The sequence below is a fragment of the Deltaproteobacteria bacterium genome, assembly GCA_020848905.1.
Lineage (GTDB): Bacteria > Myxococcota_A > Polyangia.
The window spans coordinates 90,915-106,171 of record JADLHG010000016.1; the positions used below are offsets into that span (position 1 = coordinate 90,915).

At 70.4% G+C, this 15,257-nt stretch carries 13 protein-coding genes; 5 read left to right on the plus strand and 8 right to left on the minus strand.

The window, feature by feature from the left end; all coding sequences use genetic code 11:
• The first annotated feature begins 7 nt into the window (after window positions 1–7).
• Window positions 8–1,498, plus strand: a complete 1,491-nt coding sequence (locus tag IT371_07445) for a DUF21 domain-containing protein (protein ID MCC6747475.1) — start codon at window positions 8–10, stop codon at window positions 1,496–1,498.
• Between the two features lie 36 nt (window positions 1,499–1,534).
• Here the strand turns inward: IT371_07445 and IT371_07450 are convergent, their stop codons facing one another.
• Both IT371_07450 and IT371_07455 read right to left on the minus strand, forming a co-directional pair.
• A complete protein-coding gene (locus IT371_07450) occupies window positions 1,535–2,707 on the minus strand; it encodes a hypothetical protein (GenBank protein ID MCC6747476.1) in 1,173 nt (390 codons plus the stop codon).
• Between the two features lie 280 nt (window positions 2,708–2,987).
• On the minus strand, window positions 2,988–4,076 hold the full coding sequence (locus tag IT371_07455) for a hypothetical protein (GenBank protein ID MCC6747477.1): 1,089 nt from the start codon (window positions 4,074–4,076) through the stop codon (window positions 2,988–2,990).
• A 123-nt stretch (window positions 4,077–4,199) separates the two neighbouring features.
• Here IT371_07455 and IT371_07460 point away from each other — a divergent pair, with 123 nt between their 5' ends.
• The 4 genes from IT371_07460 (at window position 4,200) to IT371_07475 (ending at window position 8,509) form a co-directional block, all read left to right on the plus strand.
• On the plus strand, window positions 4,200–5,843 hold the full coding sequence (locus IT371_07460) for a trypsin-like peptidase domain-containing protein (GenBank protein MCC6747478.1): 1,644 nt from the start codon (window positions 4,200–4,202) through the stop codon (window positions 5,841–5,843).
• Window positions 5,840–6,319 (plus strand): transposase, encoded by a 480-nt coding sequence (locus IT371_07465; GenBank protein ID MCC6747479.1) that lies wholly within the window; start codon window positions 5,840–5,842, stop codon window positions 6,317–6,319. Before IT371_07460 ends, IT371_07465 begins: the two co-directional genes overlap by 4 nt.
• 84 nt (window positions 6,320–6,403) lie before the next feature.
• The gene (locus tag IT371_07470; GenBank protein MCC6747480.1) at window positions 6,404–6,577 is read left to right on the plus strand and encodes a hypothetical protein; all 174 of its coding nucleotides are present in this window, start codon (window positions 6,404–6,406) and stop codon (window positions 6,575–6,577) included.
• A 504-nt stretch (window positions 6,578–7,081) separates the two neighbouring features.
• Complete coding sequence (locus IT371_07475; GenBank protein MCC6747481.1) at window positions 7,082–8,509, plus strand: hypothetical protein; 1,428 nt, start codon at window positions 7,082–7,084, stop codon at window positions 8,507–8,509.
• A 131-nt stretch (window positions 8,510–8,640) separates the two neighbouring features.
• Here IT371_07475 and IT371_07480 read toward each other — a convergent pair whose 3' ends face one another.
• The 6 genes from IT371_07480 to asnB all read right to left on the minus strand — a co-directional run bounded on the left by IT371_07480 (window position 8,641) and on the right by asnB (window position 15,113).
• Window positions 8,641–9,582: a hypothetical protein gene (locus IT371_07480; GenBank protein ID MCC6747482.1), complete on the minus strand. Its 942-nt coding sequence runs from the start codon at window positions 9,580–9,582 to the stop codon at window positions 8,641–8,643.
• A 38-nt stretch (window positions 9,583–9,620) separates the two neighbouring features.
• Entirely contained in the window at window positions 9,621–10,346 is a 726-nt protein-coding gene (locus tag IT371_07485; protein ID MCC6747483.1) for a hypothetical protein, read from the minus strand.
• A gap of 143 nt (window positions 10,347–10,489) precedes the next feature.
• On the minus strand, window positions 10,490–11,323 hold the full coding sequence (locus IT371_07490) for a hypothetical protein (GenBank protein MCC6747484.1): 834 nt from the start codon (window positions 11,321–11,323) through the stop codon (window positions 10,490–10,492).
• Between the two features lie 97 nt (window positions 11,324–11,420).
• On the minus strand, window positions 11,421–11,945 hold the full coding sequence (locus tag IT371_07495) for a molybdenum cofactor biosynthesis protein MoaB (GenBank protein MCC6747485.1): 525 nt from the start codon (window positions 11,943–11,945) through the stop codon (window positions 11,421–11,423).
• Window positions 11,946–11,953: 8 nt separating this feature from the next.
• Window positions 11,954–13,027 carry a serine/threonine protein kinase gene (locus IT371_07500; protein MCC6747486.1) on the minus strand — a complete coding sequence of 358 codons (1,074 nt, stop codon included), beginning with the start codon at window positions 13,025–13,027 and terminating at the stop codon, window positions 11,954–11,956.
• Window positions 13,028–13,109: 82 nt separating this feature from the next.
• Window positions 13,110–15,113, minus strand: coding sequence for an asparagine synthase (glutamine-hydrolyzing) (gene asnB / locus IT371_07505; protein ID MCC6747487.1), 2,004 nt, complete (start codon window positions 15,111–15,113; stop codon window positions 13,110–13,112).
• Window positions 15,114–15,257 lie beyond the last annotated feature (144 nt).

Sequence of the window (15,257 nt, forward strand, 5' to 3'; positions counted from 1 at the left end):
CGAGACGGTGCTGCTGCTGATTCTCGGGGGGGCGCTGGCGTTGCTGCTTTCGCTCAACGCCTTCTTCGTGGTGGCCGAGTTCGCGATCGTCAGGGTTCGACCCTCGCGCATCACGCAACTCGGCACCGCCGGTGACCGACGAGCCCTGCTGGTCGGTGCCATTCAGGGTCATCTGGACGAGTACCTCAGCGTCTGCCGGGTGGGCATCACCCTCGCCAGCGTGGGGTTGGGCATGCTCGGCGAGAGGACCGCCTCGGCGATCATGGGCGGAGGGGGCGGGAGCACGGCGCGGCAGGTCCTCGCGATCGCGGTCTCCTACCTGTTGATCTCGGGATCGCACATCCTGCTCGGCGAGCTGGTGCCGAAGTCCATCGCCATTCGCTTCGCGGAGCGGGCCGCGCTCTGGAGTGCGGCGCCGCTCAGGGTCTTCCATCGTCTCTTCTTCCCCCTGCTGTGGCTGCTCACACGGCTCTCCAACGGCATCCTGCGCCTGCTGCGCCTTCACCGCCGGGCGGGGGGCGAGCACCACAGCGAGGGGGAGCTGAGGATCATCCTGGACCAGTCGCAGGAGCGCGGCCTGATGTCGTTCCGCCGTTTGCTCTTCGTGGAGAATGTGTTCGATCTGGGGGCTCTGACGGCCCGGGAGGCCATGACGGAACGGTCCAGCGTTCCCGTGCTGGACGCCAGGCTCCCCTGGCCGGAGAACCTCCGGGTCATCCGGGCCGCGCGATTCAGTCGCTATCCCCTGATCCTCTCCGACACCGAGCCTGCGGGCAGGTGCGTGCACGTCAAGGACCTGATCCTCCGCGACGCGGGCGCGGCGCCCGACCTTGCGGCGCTCGCGCGCCCCGTGCTCAGCGTGGCGGAGACCACACCCCTCGAGGCATTGCTCGCCGAGATGCAGCGTCGGCGCAGCCACATGGTCCTGGTGACCGGCAGCGAGGGGCAGTGGACGGGGATCGTGACCCTCGAAGACGTGATGGAGGAGCTCGTCGGCACCATCCGCGACGAGTTCGAGGACGAGGAGATCGTGCGCCTCGCCGACACGCTGAGCCGCGACAGCGTTCTCTTCGTTCGAGAGGCGGCCTCGAGGATCGCTGCCGTTCGCGAGGCGCTCTCTCGCATGGCCCCGGCCGCGCTTCCGCTGCCGGCCGGTCAGATCCTGAGAGCCCTCGACGCGCGCGAACGGTTGCCCGGCAGCTATCTGGGGCAGGGAGTCGCCATGCTTCGGGCCCGCGTGAGCGGGCTGCCGAAGCCCTTCGTCATGATCCTGCTCTCGACAGACGGCATCGTTTGCGAGGGGACCACCGAGCCGGCCCACCTGCTCTTCGTGCTCCTCACTCCGGCGGGTCAGCCACGCGTTCACCAGCGGTTGCAGTCGATCATCTCCGCGATGTTGAACGAGAGCGCGTACGTGAAGGAGCGCTTGATGTCTGCCTCGTCGGCCGAGGAGGTGCTCGAGGTGATCCGGACGGGAGAGCAGGCTGCGCTCGACTGACCATGCTCGCGCTGTCTCCTTCGTCGGAGTCGGGCGTCAGTACCGGTAGATGGCGGCCACGCCGGTCCGGCTCGGCATCTGCTCGGCGGGAAGCGCTAGCACCTGCCCGCCCTTCCTTTCCACCAGCTGAGCCAGGTCGTCGAGCACATCGTTGACCTGCGGACCGCTCGAGTCGTCCACGTCGACCTGTCCTGTCGCCGTCTGGATCCGCCCCGCCACCTGGCGCTCGGCCTCGATCATCAGCGTGGCGACCTGCCCGGAGCTGGCGGCCCGAGCCACCTGGGCCAGGTCGTCGCTGCCCAGTCCCCTGGAGCGTGCCTGGACGAACGCCTCGGCCACGGCGGTCAGCCGCTCGCGACACCGAGGTTCGATGGCCTGCGAGGCCTGGACGCGCAGCTCTTCGATCGAGATGGCGTCCGGGTTGAGCTGAATCCCCGTGGCGGTCAGGAGCGGATTCTGGCTGACCTCGTGGAAGAGGTGATGGTGCTCCGGCAACGCGGCCAGGATCAGCGGCAGGCCCGAGGGATGCGAGTGGTGTTCCATCACGGCCCGATCGACGGCGCGGAAGAATCGTCTGGCGTCGAGGTCTGCCTCGTCCTTGCGCCCCCCGTGACCATGGTGCATCGGCGTGCTCCCCTGGCCCACGCCCCCATAGGAGGCGACGGTCCGATGCGGCTCGGTCAGCACTGCGCCCAGCGCCTCCTCGATGGTCCGAGGCACACCCGGCGCAAGATCCACCTCGTCGAGCACATCTCGGTCGCCCTCGAACAGCCGGACCTTGTGCAGGCTCAGGCCGAGGACTTGATACCGGTCGACCGACTGAAGGTGACGGCGCAATGGCCTGGTGTAGAAGGTGTCGGCCACCGCCACGAGCTCGCTCACGGGGCGCGCGAGCCGCAGCGCCCGAAAGACGTCGGGCCCGCCCAGCACGGCCAGTCCCTCCAGGGTGTGGTTCCAGAAGTCGCGATCGTCCGCCAGGGCTTCGAAGGGCTCGAGCAGGCGGCGGACCTCGACGGCCGGGAATTTCGGGCGGAGCAGCGCCTCCAGCTCCTTCACGAGGTTGCGAAAGCGGACCGGATCCTGGGCGTTTTCCGGAGCTCGCCGATGGGTCGGCTGATACAGCGAGAGACACGGCGGACGGTGCGGCGACGACAGCTCGTCGAAGAGCTTGCCGGTCAGCGAGGTGCTCGGTCCTTGCGTGGTGGTCATGCTCCCCTTCCGTCCTCGGGCATTCGCGCGGCGAAGGTCGGTCGCGGTGCCGGTCGCTCGCTTCCTCCGCAGCGGGATCGTGAGCAGGAAAAGCAACAGTCGTGCCACACAGCGCGCGGCCGCGTTCCACCAGCACGTCGCCTGCTTGGAGCGGCCCTGGCGACCTGGCCTTAGGAGCCCAGCCCGTTCAACCGGCTGTGGCCGTGCGGATTGCAAGGGCGGTCGTGCAGATTGCCAGGGTAGCGCGCCGGCTCCTCTGGCCGGATTTGGCGAGCAAGGCTCAGGGCCCGTTGCTCTCGGTCGGCAGCGATCGTCGCAGCTCCGGCACCACGCGCTCCAGGCGGGCATGGACGGCCTGCCTCACCAGCTGCCACAGCAATCCGTGGTCGGTGCCGTCGGCGAGCAGGCCGAGGGGAATCTGAAAGCCCCCCTTCTCCTCTCTGCCGCCGCCGTGGGGCTTGCCGTCGCGGTCCTTGCCGAATGCCGTGTGCAGGAACACCGCCGGGTCCACGCTCGGGTTGTTGGTGCGCAGGGAGCCATCGACGCGGTCGCCCACGATGCCGTAGACGATGATCGTGTCGATGTCCTCTCGCCGCAGAACGTAGTCTGCCGCGCTGGCGATGGCGTCCCGGTGTGCGACGGGCACGACGCCCACGCCGCTCAGGGCGAAGTTCCGCACCACGACCAGGTTCTGGAGCGCGAGCGAGACGACGTTCATGGCGACGGCGCTCACCATCTGGCGACCCACCTGCTCGAGCACGGTGCGGTCGCAGTGGGGCCGCAGGTAGGCGGCCGCGCTGAAGTCTGCGGCCGTGGCGGTGGCGAAGTCGTCCGTGTCGGTCTGGATGCCGAAGAGCAACGCGGTCGCGACCTGCTTGTCCTCGGAGCGTCCTCCGGTCAGCGGCGCGAGCCCCTGCTGCATGTACTCGGCGTAGATCGTGCTCGACGTTCCATAACCGCGGCGAACGTCGCAGAATGCGGCCTCGACCTTCGTCTCACCATAGTGGTGGTCTACCACGGTCAGCAGCTTGAGGCCGGCTGGCAGGTCGAGCGATGGTTCCGGAAAGGACGAATCGACGAGCGACAGGTGCTTGAAGGCCTCGAGGTCCCGCCCGCTCGCGAGGTGTCTCATCTGGATGCCGAGCAGCTTGAGCAGCGCCCGGTTCTCGCGGTGTGACACGGGGTGCACGTGGGCGATCGTGGCGGGCACCCCGAGCGCCGTGCAGATCCGCCAGTGGGCCAGCGCGCCGGCGATGGCATCCGGATCCGGATGTCCGGTGATCAGGATGACGAGGGGCTCGCCAGCGACGGCCCGGAGGACGCGCTCAAGCTCATCACGACGAGACCCCGCTGACGAATCCATGGTCATGACCGCAATTATCGCATGATCTCGAAGGGGGTCCCAGATCGCGGCCTCCGTCTCGGCGGTAACCAGCGCGCCGACCCGGTGAACCCTTGACCGCGCTGCGCGCGGCGGGTCAGAGTGCCGTCCATGTGTCGCGGCCCCCACTTCCTCGGGCGCTGGCGGATCTTCTTGCTCGTCCCGCTGATGCCTCTCGAGCCCGCCGTCGCGCGGGCCGATCGATCACCTTCCCCGATCGCGGCTCCTCCGGCCAGCCGGCCGACGGGGCAGCCTCCCCCGAGCTCGCGCGGTCTCGCACAGAACCCGGACGCACGCGGCGCTGGACCTCCCGCGAGCCGTGCAGCACGTTGCGCCGGGACCTACGCGACGGACCTGATCGCCCTCTCCAAGGATGCACGCGCCCTCGAGGAGCAGACGCGCTACACCCACTGCGTTCGATCGAGCGCCGTGTACCAGTGCGCCTACTACGCCGTCGACGGAACGCTGCAAACGCGTCGGATCACCACCGTGGCTCACGCCACGGCATTCGTCTTTCGCCGAGACGCGAAGCAGAGCTACCTGCTCACCAACCAGCACGTGAGTGAATGGCCGCTGGTCTCGACCAACACGGACCCGGGAGGGAGGGTCCCCGTGGGCTGCAAGCGGGTGACCCAGACCGTGACGATCGTGGACAACGAGGAGGACAGCTACTCGCAGGACGACAGACCTCTGGCTCGCGTGCTCGCCGACGAGACGCTCGACGTGAGCGTGCTGCGCACGCCGGAGAAGCTGCCGGCGCTGCCCTTCAGCCTTGGCCAGAGCGCGGCCCTCAGGGCGGGCGACGCGCTGCGCGTGCGCGGGTTTCCCCTCGGCGCCTTCCAGGCGATGCACGGTGGGAAGGTGGTCAGCGCGCGCGAGCGGGACCGGGAGGGTCGGTGGGACCACTGGGACTTCGTCACCGACGCCCAGCTCTCGGCCGGGAACAGCGGAAGTCCGGTGCTCGCGGTCTCCTGCGCCACGGGCCGGTTCGAGCTCGTGGGAGTCTTTCACGCGGGCTATTACCGAGGACAGTCCCTCAACGTGGTGGTCGGAGTCGACGAGCTGCGCCCGATCATGACCACCCTGAAGGCGCGGGCCCGCACCGAGCCTCTGGCGCCGCTGGTTGCCGCGCAGCGCCAGGAAATCCTGCGCGGTCTGGCGCGCGACCCTCCCGCCCACCTGGTTCCGTACGGCGGCCAGACGCTGGGCATCCGGGTCCTCGGCGGGCGCATGTTCTACGAGGTCTACTCCACCCGCTATCCGCTCCACACCTGGCCGCGCCTGATCGTCGAAGACCTGCCTGGTCACGGCTTCGGCCAGATCGGGCGGGTCTTCGCGGGCAGCGAGCACGGTCTGGTTGGCCGATCCTTCTCGGCACTCGAGCCGCGACATCAGCTGCGAGTCGGCCAGCTCGTCGACGACCTTCGGCGGCAGGTGCGGCTGATACTGACCTTCCGGGAGATGGAGATCCCCTCCCGGCGCAGCCGCCCGGCGTACGAGCGGTACCAGGCCATGGAGCGGCAGCTTGCCCGCGGCGAGGCGTTGCGGGCCTCCCGGCTGCGCGTCCTGCTGGATTGGGCCGTCCAGCTGGCACCAGGCCATAACGACCGGGCGGTGACCCTCGAGGCGCTCTGGCGGTCGGTCGAGCGAGACGTGCGCGCCGCAGAAGCGGCGAAGGAGCGCCGGAAGAAGCAGCCATCTCCGCAGCGTGCGCGCCCACCAGCCGTTGTGCCGGCACAGCCCACCCCGCGTTGAGATCTCTGGCGGCTACCGGCCTCGGGCAGCCGCCGCCGCGTCCGCAGATCGACGAGGCGGGCGTCGCGCCGCGACCCCGCTGCGGCATGGGCGTGACCAAGAGCCACTCGCGGCCGCACGTCTTCGACGACAACCGCTTCTCCGAGGCGCACTTCAAGACCCTCAAGTACCGGCCCGACTTCCCCGGCCACTTCGATGCCCTCGCCGCGGCCGTCGCGTACCACCGCGGCTTCTTCCGCTGGTACAACCACGAGCATCTCCACGAGGCGCTCGGCTTGCTCACGCCCGCCGACGTGCACTTCGGCCGCCCACCGGTCGTGCTCGCTGCTCGCCAACGCGTGCTCGACGCTCTGCCTACGCGGCACATCTCGAACGCTTCGTCCGCCGAGCACCGACCGCCGGCCTGCTCCCCACGGAGGCCTGGATTAACAAGCCAGCGACGGCGACGCTGCTGGCCACGAGAGAGGAGGCTCTAAAGTAAATGCGCCACAGAGCTGTCTCATTATCGTTGATGGGCACCGCGAGGCCTCGACGCCGCGAGGACTGGCGAGCGAGCAGAGATGACGCGCCACCTCGACGAAGGCTTGGGCGAGGGGGCCAAGAGAGGCCGCGTCGACCTGGCCCTCGTCGGCATGCAGAAGGTCCGCGACCAGGCGAAGAGGCGGAAGAACGACCTCGCCAACGGCACCCGCATCCGGCGCCAGCAGCAAGAGGTCGCTCTGCACGACCGGTAGCTCGGCCCTGACCAGGGGAGCCATCTGGACCTCGGCGGTCTAGCAAGCCGTCGGCGGACTCGGCCCCGCGACCATGGGTGACAAGCCGGCGCGGCGCAGCGAAATTGCGTCCTCGTGCTCCCAGAGCCACCACTCGTAGTCGTCGTCATCTCTCGGCCGCCAAAGCCGAGGGTCATGTGGCGCCAGGTCCGGAACGAGAGGCGCGGTGAGCTTCATCCGGCCGCCGCGACGGGTCAGGAGAACGTCCAGGCGGACCTGTTCTCGCCTTCCCACGGCGACGGTCCAGCTTCGCTCCTCGTCCCGCCCGAAGGGCAACTGGAGCTGCGCCGTTGGCAGCCCTGGGGACGTGCCGGCGAAATCCATCGACCGGTCGATCAGTGTTCTTAGCCACTCGCTCTCCGACATGTCCTGAGCGTGCCCGAGGGGCGTGCAACAAGGCTGCACAGTGGTCCAGGCGAGCGCGCTGTGCAGCGTACCTGCACACCTCTGCGCCATGCTCCATCCATGGCGCTCGTTTCCCGCAGGACCTTTTTGAAGTCGCTGGCGGCGGTGGGCGGTGGCGCGCTCCACGGACCGTACAGGGCGAACATCGACTCGGACGAGCTCCGCCGCGCTGCTCGCACGCTGCTGCGCGCACGCGGGGGCGAGGACTGGCACTGCGCGCACGAGGTGTTCGTGGCTGGCTGCCTCGGCCCCTGGGCCCGGTGGTACCCCGAGGGGCGCCGGCTGCTCCAGGCGATGGAGAGCGGGCCGGCCTGCTGCGCCGAGTCGGTGTCCGCCCTGGTTCGGGCGCGCGTGTACGGCGTCCATCCGCCGGCGATCGTCTTTGACGACCCGCTCGATCCGGCGGTCCTCGAGGACAGCTTCAACGCGTTCTTGAGGTGGCGGCACGAGGAGCATGTCATGCGAACGGGGCGATCACCCTCCTTCCCGCGAGGCGAGACGCCGGCCGAGGTGGCGTTCGACCTCCTGCGGACCACGACGGTGCCCTGGCTCGTGGATGGCGCGCCGCGCCCCTTCTTTGAAGCCCTGGGCTACGGCATCACGTCGCGGCCCGCGCTCTACCGCTCGATCTGGGGCACGACGCTGCAGCAGGATGCCGCTGTGCGGTCTGCGCGAGAGCGCCTGGCCCACCGGGAACGGGTCCAGTGGCTCGCGCGGGAACACTGGAGGGGCAAGGTCCGCTCGCTGGCGCGGCAGGTGCTCGGCGAGCTCGACGGCGAGGATCTCGTCGGCTTGCTGGCGTTCGAGGCTGCCGAGGAGGCCGGTTTGCTCGACGCGCTGCCTCGGCACGGTGCCGCCCCGATGGCGCTCACTCGACGCATCTTCCGGCGGGCCGTCGAGGCGCGTCCCGTCTCCGATGCCGGGGCGGTCGGCGCCGCGCTCCTGCGAGACCGCACCACCCTGCAGGTGTTCGCGGAGCGGCTCAAAGGGCAGAGCGTGGAGCGGCACGCGAGAAGGCGCACCCTGGCGTGCCTGGTCACGCTGGACTACGCGCGGCATTTGCCGGCTCTCCGGCGCTCGGTCTACACCGCAGGTCACACGCTGCCGCGAGCACACTGCACCGTCGGGGACTGGGTCTTCGCGACGGACACGGACGAGACGTTCTTCCCGTTCGCCTGTCCAAGCCTGCACGAGGGGCTCGAACACCTGTCCGACGCGGAGCTGCGGCGCGAGCTGCGTGATGCCGCTGGGTACGAGGGGCGCCTCGAAGCGACGATCGAGCTTGCGCATCGGTTGCGCGGACGGGCGCTGGCGCAGCTCGCCGGACCGACGCTGCGCAGCGCGGCGCCGGAGGAGGTCGCGCGGCTGCTCCAGGTCGTCGAGCAGGCAGATCCACGCACGGCGGGCGCCCTGGCCCGCCCGTTGCTCGGGCACCGGCAGTGGGTCGTGAGAGTCGCCGCCGCCGGTACGCTGCTCCGGACCGCGTAGACAGCGGGGCGGTGGGGACCGTGGCCTTCGCGCGGTGGACGCCGATCCAGCTCCGGCACGTGGGGACGAAGGCGCTGCGAGCTGACCATCAACGCGCCCCGTCGGGAGCTAGCGCGCGCACACGCGGCTCCCTACTCCAGGTCGGCGATGCGGAGGCGTTGCCATTCCTCCGGCGCCCCGGACGCGAGGTCGAAGGCCATCTCGACGGCGAAGGTCACCCGGACCCGTCCGTCGCGCTTCGCGACGCGCACGAAGGGCGGCGGGGGGCTCGGCGCTCGGTTATCCTGGTCGAGACAGGGCGACGCGAAGCCACGCGTGGCCAGCTCAAGATAGCCGAAGCGCGCGTCCCGACGGAGCACGCCCTGCTGCACGCGCGTCAGATCGAGGTGCTGAACCTTCCACGACGAGTCGTCGCCCCAGACGCACCCCCACACGAACCCGAACTCCCCGGTGGGCCATTCGTGGTCCTTGGTCCAGTACTCGCTCCCGGGACGGACGGAACCGTCGTGTACGTCCCACCAGTCGGGGACGTAGAAGCCCGCCGGACAGAACGGCGCCGCGGAGCCGGCTTCGCCCTCGGGCGTCGGAGGCTCCTCCGCGATCACCTCCCCGGACGCGAGATCCAGCACCGCCGTGCGCGTGTAGTCCCGCGAGATGAGCGCGAGCTCGCGGTCTCCCTGGCGGAAGGGTTCGAAGGTCTGGAACATGGTGTGATTGCGCTCGTAGGCGCAGCGCCTCTCGAGCGCGCGCGAGGACGGGTCCCGCCGGAAGACCTCCACCAGGCTCGTGTTCCAGCACCCGGGCGGACCGGGTCTGCCGGCGACCTTGACCGCGAACACGTCGCGCGGCCTGGGGCGGGATGGGAGCTCGAATTCGGTATCGACCGAGGCCTCGCGGATGACGAAGCCCCGGTTGTGGTACTGCGCGGCCCAGCTCTTGCCACCCAGCTCCCTGGCCTCGAGCTGCGCGATCGCAGCCTCGGCCTCCGGACGGGTAGGGAAGGCGCCGAAGAACGCGTCCTGCTCCCGTCCCTCGTGGAGAGCGTACACGCGATAGACGATGTCGCCGCGCATCGGAGGAGCACTCCCTTGTCGATGGTCCCGGCCGCGCTTCAGCAACTACTCGCCGCCACGCAGCCGCTGAAGGTGCAGGTGCTGCCGCAGGTCTTGACGCCCTTTCCGCCGGCCTTCGGCGTGCAGCAGCGCGTGACGCCCGGTTCGCAGCCGGTCTTCACACAGTCCCACTGGCAGCCCGTGCTCGTGTCGCAGGCCGCTCCGCGGCACGCCCCGCCGCCGCAGGCAGGGGGAGTGGCCGGGCAGCTCGAGACGCACGCGCCTGGCACCCACGCGTCCCACTGGCAGTTCGCGCCGCAGGTGCGCGTGGGACGTTGCGTCGAGCACTCGCCGCACGTTTGAGGCGCGCCGGTCTCGGGGGTGCCCGGCAGACACGCGCACCCGTCGGGGGTCGCGCCCCTGTCCCGCGGCCCGGAGGAATCGGAAAGGGCCTGGTCTGCCGGCCCTCCGTCGGGGAAGGGGTTCGTGCCCGGGCCTCCGTCGCTGGCGCCGGAGCCGCCACTGTCGGTGAAGCCGGGCCCCGCGCCGGCCACGCTGGGGGGGACGCATTGCCCTGCGGTCGTGCTCGAGAGGGTGCCGTAGCGGCGGCCGGAGTCGCACGCGGGATCCGCGTAGCTGCAGTACCCGGTCGTCTCGCAAACCCCGTGCTCGCCGCCCCGGTCGCACTGGGCCGCGTTCGAGCAGGTGTAAGGGGTCATGCTGCCGGCGCATCCCGACAGCTGGGCCAGCCCGAGCGCGGCTGCGAGGACGCTGAGGCGTCGCAACGCTAACGACTCCGACGTCGGTGCATACCATGATCTTGGTGTGGCCGTCCTGGGCTGTCAATCGTCACGAGGAGGGACCATTCGAGCCTGCGGTTCGCGACGCCGAGTCTGCGGCTCCGGGGCCGCGGACGGGCTCGTCCCGCTCAGCAGGGGGCGACGCCGCAGAGCCCGTAGCTGCAGTCGGACTTGCAGGTCTTGCTCCCCGGCTGACCGCTCGAAGTGGTGCAGCACTTCCAGGTTCCCGGCGTGCAACCGGACTTCTGGCAGCGCCAGGCGCAGCCCGTGCCGGCGTGGCATACCGGGGCGTGGCAGCTATCGCCGCAGTCGGGCGCCGGTCCGCAGAGCCCGACGCAGGTGCCGGCCGTCCACGGTCCCCACCGGCAATCCAGTCCGCACACCCGTGACGGGGTTCGCGAGACGCACTCGCTGCAGGTCACGGGCGTCCCATCTTGGCGTACGCCTGGAACGCACTCGCAGAGGTCAGGCGCGAGGGAGAGGTCAGCCGGGGGGCGTTCGGGCGCGGCATCGCGAGGCCCGTCGGTCGAGCGGCGCTGGTCCGTGACCCGGCTGCCGTCTCGCGCTCCACGATCCCTGCCTGCACCGTCGCGCCGCGAGGGGCCGTCGCCGAAGACTCCCGAGGGGCCGTCGCCGAAGACTCTCGAGGGGCCGTCGCCATGGAGGTGACCCCCGTCGGAGAATTCGGGGTTGGCGCCGTCGGTCCTCTGCGTCACGCAGCCGTTGTTCGAGGGGCCCGAGAGTTCCGCGTAGCGCCGCCCCGACGGACACGCGGGATCGGGAAAGCTGCAGGTCCCGCTCGCTTCGCAGAAACCCTGCTCGGCGCCCCGCGCGCACTGGCTCGCGCTGGTGCAGGAATAGGGCTGGGTGCTCGCGGAGCACGCCAGGCCGACCCCGATTGCGACCGCGAACAGCAGACTGGCCCACGGAGGAGGTGGTGCTGCGGGGCTCCGGTCCGGCATCCACCTATCAGGATGTGGTGTCGTCCGGACGGTGTCAACGACGCGAGCGGCCATGCCCCACTTCGGCCTTCGGGCGGACGCTGTGGTGATCGCGACGCTACCGCGCGACCTCCCACGCCAGGTGCGCGAGCTCGGGCTCGAGGAGTTTCTCCCAGGCCAGGCTCACCGCGGCGGGAGAGCCCGGGGTGCAGACGACGACCTTGCCCCGGTAGACCCCGGCCACGGCGCGCGAGAGCATGGCCGCCGCGCCCACCTGTTCGTAGCTCAGCATGCGAAAGAGCTCGCCGAAGCCGGGGAGGGTCTTCTCGAGCCGCTCCGCGAGGGCCTCGTAGGTGCTGTCGCGCTTCGAGAGGCCCGTCCCTCCGTTGAAGAGCACGAGCTGCGCGGGTCCCGCGGCGAGGCGGTCGAGGAGCTCGCGCACGGTTGCGGGGTCGTCGGGGACGATCTCGTAGGCCGCGACCATGTGGCCGGCCAGCTCCGCGCGCTCGCGCAGCAGGCGGCCGCTCTCGTCGGTCTCGGGGGTGCGGGTGTCGCTCACGGTCACGATGGCGAGGGTGACGGGGCCCTTCTTCGCCGCGTGGTGGCGGTGCTCTTCGGTGCTCTTCGAGTGGGTGTGCGCCATGGGCCGGGCTAGGCCGTCACGCGACGGTGCAGCGAGAAGCCGTAGACCGTGGCGTCCCCGCGGCGGCTCTTGATCATCGACGGCTCGAGCCGGTGGATGACCTGCGCCTCCTGCTGCCGGACCGCGCCGAGGGCAGCGAGCACCTCGTCCATGCTCTGGAACCGATCCTTCGGGTCGCGCGCCAGGCAGCGACGGACGAGCGCCTCGAAAGCCGCCGCGAGCGGGTCCACGCGGAGGTCGAGCCCGCTTAGCGGCGGGACTGCCTGCTGCTGCTTACGGAGGAGCTCCTCGAACGAGCGCCCCTGGAAGGGGACGCGGCCCGAGAGCGCGTAGTAGAGCACCACGCCGAAGGCGTAGATGTCCGAGCGGTGGTCCACGTCCCGCGTCAGGATCTGCTCGGGCGCCATGTAGCAGGGGGTGCCGACGGGGCTGCCGGGCTCGGTCATCTCCAGCAGGCGGCGCTTGCCGAAGCCCTTGGCCAGGCTGAAGTCCAGGATCTTCACGCGCAGGGTGCCGTCCGGCTGCCCGACGAGGAAGAGGTTCTCCGGCTTCAGGTCGCGGTGCATGAGCCCGGCGCGGTGCACGGCCGACAGCGCGTCGGCCATCTGCGTGGCGAGGGCCAGCGCGTCGTCGATGCCGAGCGGTCCCGAGCGCGTGACGCGCGTGCAGAGGTCCTGTCCCGCGAGGAGCTCCATCACCACGTAGACCAGCGGCGGGTCGTCGTCGGTGCGGTGCACGAAGTCCACCACGTCGATGATGTTCGGGTGCCCGATCTGGTTCACCGTGCGGGCCTCGCGGAACATGCGCAGGACCATGTCCGCGCGGCGCGCCAGCTCGGGGAGGAGGATCTTGATCGCCACGGGCCGCCCGAGGAGGACGTGCTCCGCCCGGTAGACGACCCCCATGCCGCCGCGCCCGATGCACTCCAGGATGCGGTAGGTGCCGAGGACGTGGCCGATCCAGCACTGCGGGTCGAAGCCTGCGGCGGGGATGGCCGGAGCGGCGGGCGACGCTAGAGCGGAGCCGGAGGCTCCAGGGGACGTTGGAGGGGGTGGGGCCGTGGTACCGCTGGACGACCGCATGATGTCGAAACCGTTAGCTTAGGTGCCTGCCTACGTCAACCGGAAATGTGGTCAAGAGTGAGAATTTATCCGCCCCCAGGCGTCAGGGCGCCCGGCGGTGGTCGTGGAGGTGGGTAAGGTCTCGATCGGCCACGGAGGCGAGGCCGGCCCCTTCGACCAGCTGGTGGTGCACGAGCTGGGTGGAGAGCACGCCCACCACGGCCATATTGTCCGTGTTCGACGGCGTTCGTTCTCGCGACTTCCGGCACTTGTCGAGCAGGCGCTGCACGGCGACCGGCTCGAAGAGGCCCGCCCGCGCGAGCCCCTCCGCGGAGAGGAGCTCGGTCAGGTACGGCAGGGGCCGGTCCTGAACGAAGCTCTGCGCGTCGGGGGCGCGGTAGGGTTGCTTGGGACGCTGCAGGATCTCGGGAGGCACGAGGTCGCGCGCGGCGCGCTTGAGCAGGTGTTTCTCGTCGAGCACGCGCAGCTTGGCCTCGGGGGGCAGGCCGTTGGCGAACTCCATCACGTGCTGATCGAGGAAGGGGAAGCGGCCCTCCACGGAGTTGCCCATCAGCATCCGGTCCCCCTGCGACGACAGCAGGTAGCCGGAGAGGAGGGTGACGATCTCGACGTACTGCGCCTTGCCGAGGGGATCCCAGCCGTGGATCTCCGGCGGGAGGCTGGCCACCAGATCCTCGACGGGATCGAAGCGCGCCAGCTCGGCCTGCAGCTCCGCCGAGAAGATGCGCCTGAGCGCCGCGGCGCTCTCCCAGCGCGGCAGGTGGGAGAAGTGCGGCTCGCGGCAGCGGTCCAGGTTGCGGCCGAAGAAGACCATCTGCAGGTTCTGCGACTGGCTCGGAGAGCGGGCGAGCCAGGGGTACAGGCGTTCGAGGAGGCGCGGCCGGAGCTGCGAGGTGGGGCGGCGGGCCCAGAACTGGCGCACCTTGGCCTCGCGGAAGAGATCGTAGCCGCCGAGGAGCTCGTCCGAGCCCTCGCCGGTCAGGACCACCTTGTAGCCGCTGCTCCGCACCAGGGCCGAGAGCGAGAAGAGCGGCGCGGGGGCGGCGCGGAGGAGCGGCGTCTCGGTGTGCCAGATGACCTCGGGGAACGCCCCCGCGATGGTCTGGTAGTCCACCTCCACGACGGCGTGGTCGGTGGCGAGGTGGCGCACCATCGCCTCCTGATACGCGCCCTCGTCGAACTCGCGGTTCGCGAAGCGGAGCGAGAAGGTGCGCAAGGGCCCGCCGTGGAAGCGCCGCACCAGCGCGCCGATCACCGAGGAGTCGATGCCTCCGCTCAGGTAGACCCCCACCGGCACGTCGGAGCGGGTCATGCGCAGGCGCGTGGCCGTCTCGAGGTGCGCGCGGAGCTCCTCGGCGAGCGTGTTCAGGCGGCGCTCGTCGGCGTAGTCGGCCGGCGGCGTCGGTCCCCGCATGCGCGGCTGCCAGTAGACGCGTTCGTCGAGGCGACCGTCCTCGACCACCAGGTTGCACCCGGGACGCACCTGCCGCACCGCACGAAACGGTGTGCGCGGCGCGACCGGGGCCCAGAAGGTGAAGACCTGGGCCAGCCCCGCCGGGTCGAAGGCGCGCGAGAGGGCGGGCTCCTGGAAGAGGGCCTTGGCCTCCGAGGCGAAGAGGAGCTGGCCGTCGTGTTCGGCGTAGTAGAGCGGCCGCACGCCGACGCGGTCGCGGCTCAAGAGGAGGCGACGCCGCGGACGGTCCCAGAGGGCGAAGGCCCACTGCCCGTTGAAGCGCTCCACGCAGGCGTCTCCCCACTCCTCGTAGCCGTGGAGGATCACCTCGGTGTCGCTACGCGTGGCGAACCGGTGACCGCGCGCGCGCAGCTCGTCGGCCAGCTCGACGTAGTTGAAGATCTCGCCGTTGAAGACGATCCAGAGCGCGCCCGTTTCGTTGGTCATCGGCTGGGCGCCCCCCGCAAGGTCGATGATGGAGAGGCGCGTGTGGCCGAGGGCGACCTGCGGGTCCAGATAGGCGCCGTTCTCGTCGGGGCCGCGGTGATGGAGCGAACCCACCATGCGGCGCACGAGCCCCTCGTCGGGGCTCTCGCCGCGTCCCAGATTCAGCACGCCGCAGATCCCGCACATGCGCTCGTTGCTCTCGATGAGAAGGGCTCCGCCATCGTAGCACGGCGTGGACCCACGGGAAGGAGCGTACCGGCCTGAGCGCACACGGGTGGGGTCTATTGACCTCGGCGACGGCGGCCCGGGGTCGGACGCCTCGAGGCCTCG

What these genes read in the sequence shown, in the direction of transcription:
- IT371_07450 (MCC6747476.1), bottom strand. Translation starts at nt 2,707, where the DNA reads ATGACCACCACGCAAGGACCGAGCACCTCGCTGACCGGCAAGCTCTTC.
- IT371_07455 (MCC6747477.1), bottom strand. Translation starts at nt 4,076, where the DNA reads ATGACCATGGATTCGTCAGCGGGGTCTCGTCGTGATGAGCTTGAGCGC.
- IT371_07480 (MCC6747482.1), bottom strand. Translation starts at nt 9,582, where the DNA reads ATGCGCGGCGACATCGTCTATCGCGTGTACGCTCTCCACGAGGGACGG.
- IT371_07470 (MCC6747480.1), top strand. Translation starts at nt 6,404, where the DNA reads ATGACGCGCCACCTCGACGAAGGCTTGGGCGAGGGGGCCAAGAGAGGC.
- IT371_07460 (MCC6747478.1), top strand. Translation starts at nt 4,200, where the DNA reads ATGTGTCGCGGCCCCCACTTCCTCGGGCGCTGGCGGATCTTCTTGCTC.
- IT371_07500 (MCC6747486.1), bottom strand. Translation starts at nt 13,027, where the DNA reads ATGCGGTCGTCCAGCGGTACCACGGCCCCACCCCCTCCAACGTCCCCT.
- IT371_07475 (MCC6747481.1), top strand. Translation starts at nt 7,082, where the DNA reads ATGGCGCTCGTTTCCCGCAGGACCTTTTTGAAGTCGCTGGCGGCGGTG.
- IT371_07495 (MCC6747485.1), bottom strand. Translation starts at nt 11,945, where the DNA reads ATGGCGCACACCCACTCGAAGAGCACCGAAGAGCACCGCCACCACGCG.
- IT371_07490 (MCC6747484.1), bottom strand. Translation starts at nt 11,323, where the DNA reads ATGCCGGACCGGAGCCCCGCAGCACCACCTCCTCCGTGGGCCAGTCTG.
- asnB (MCC6747487.1), bottom strand. Translation starts at nt 15,113, where the DNA reads ATGTGCGGGATCTGCGGCGTGCTGAATCTGGGACGCGGCGAGAGCCCC.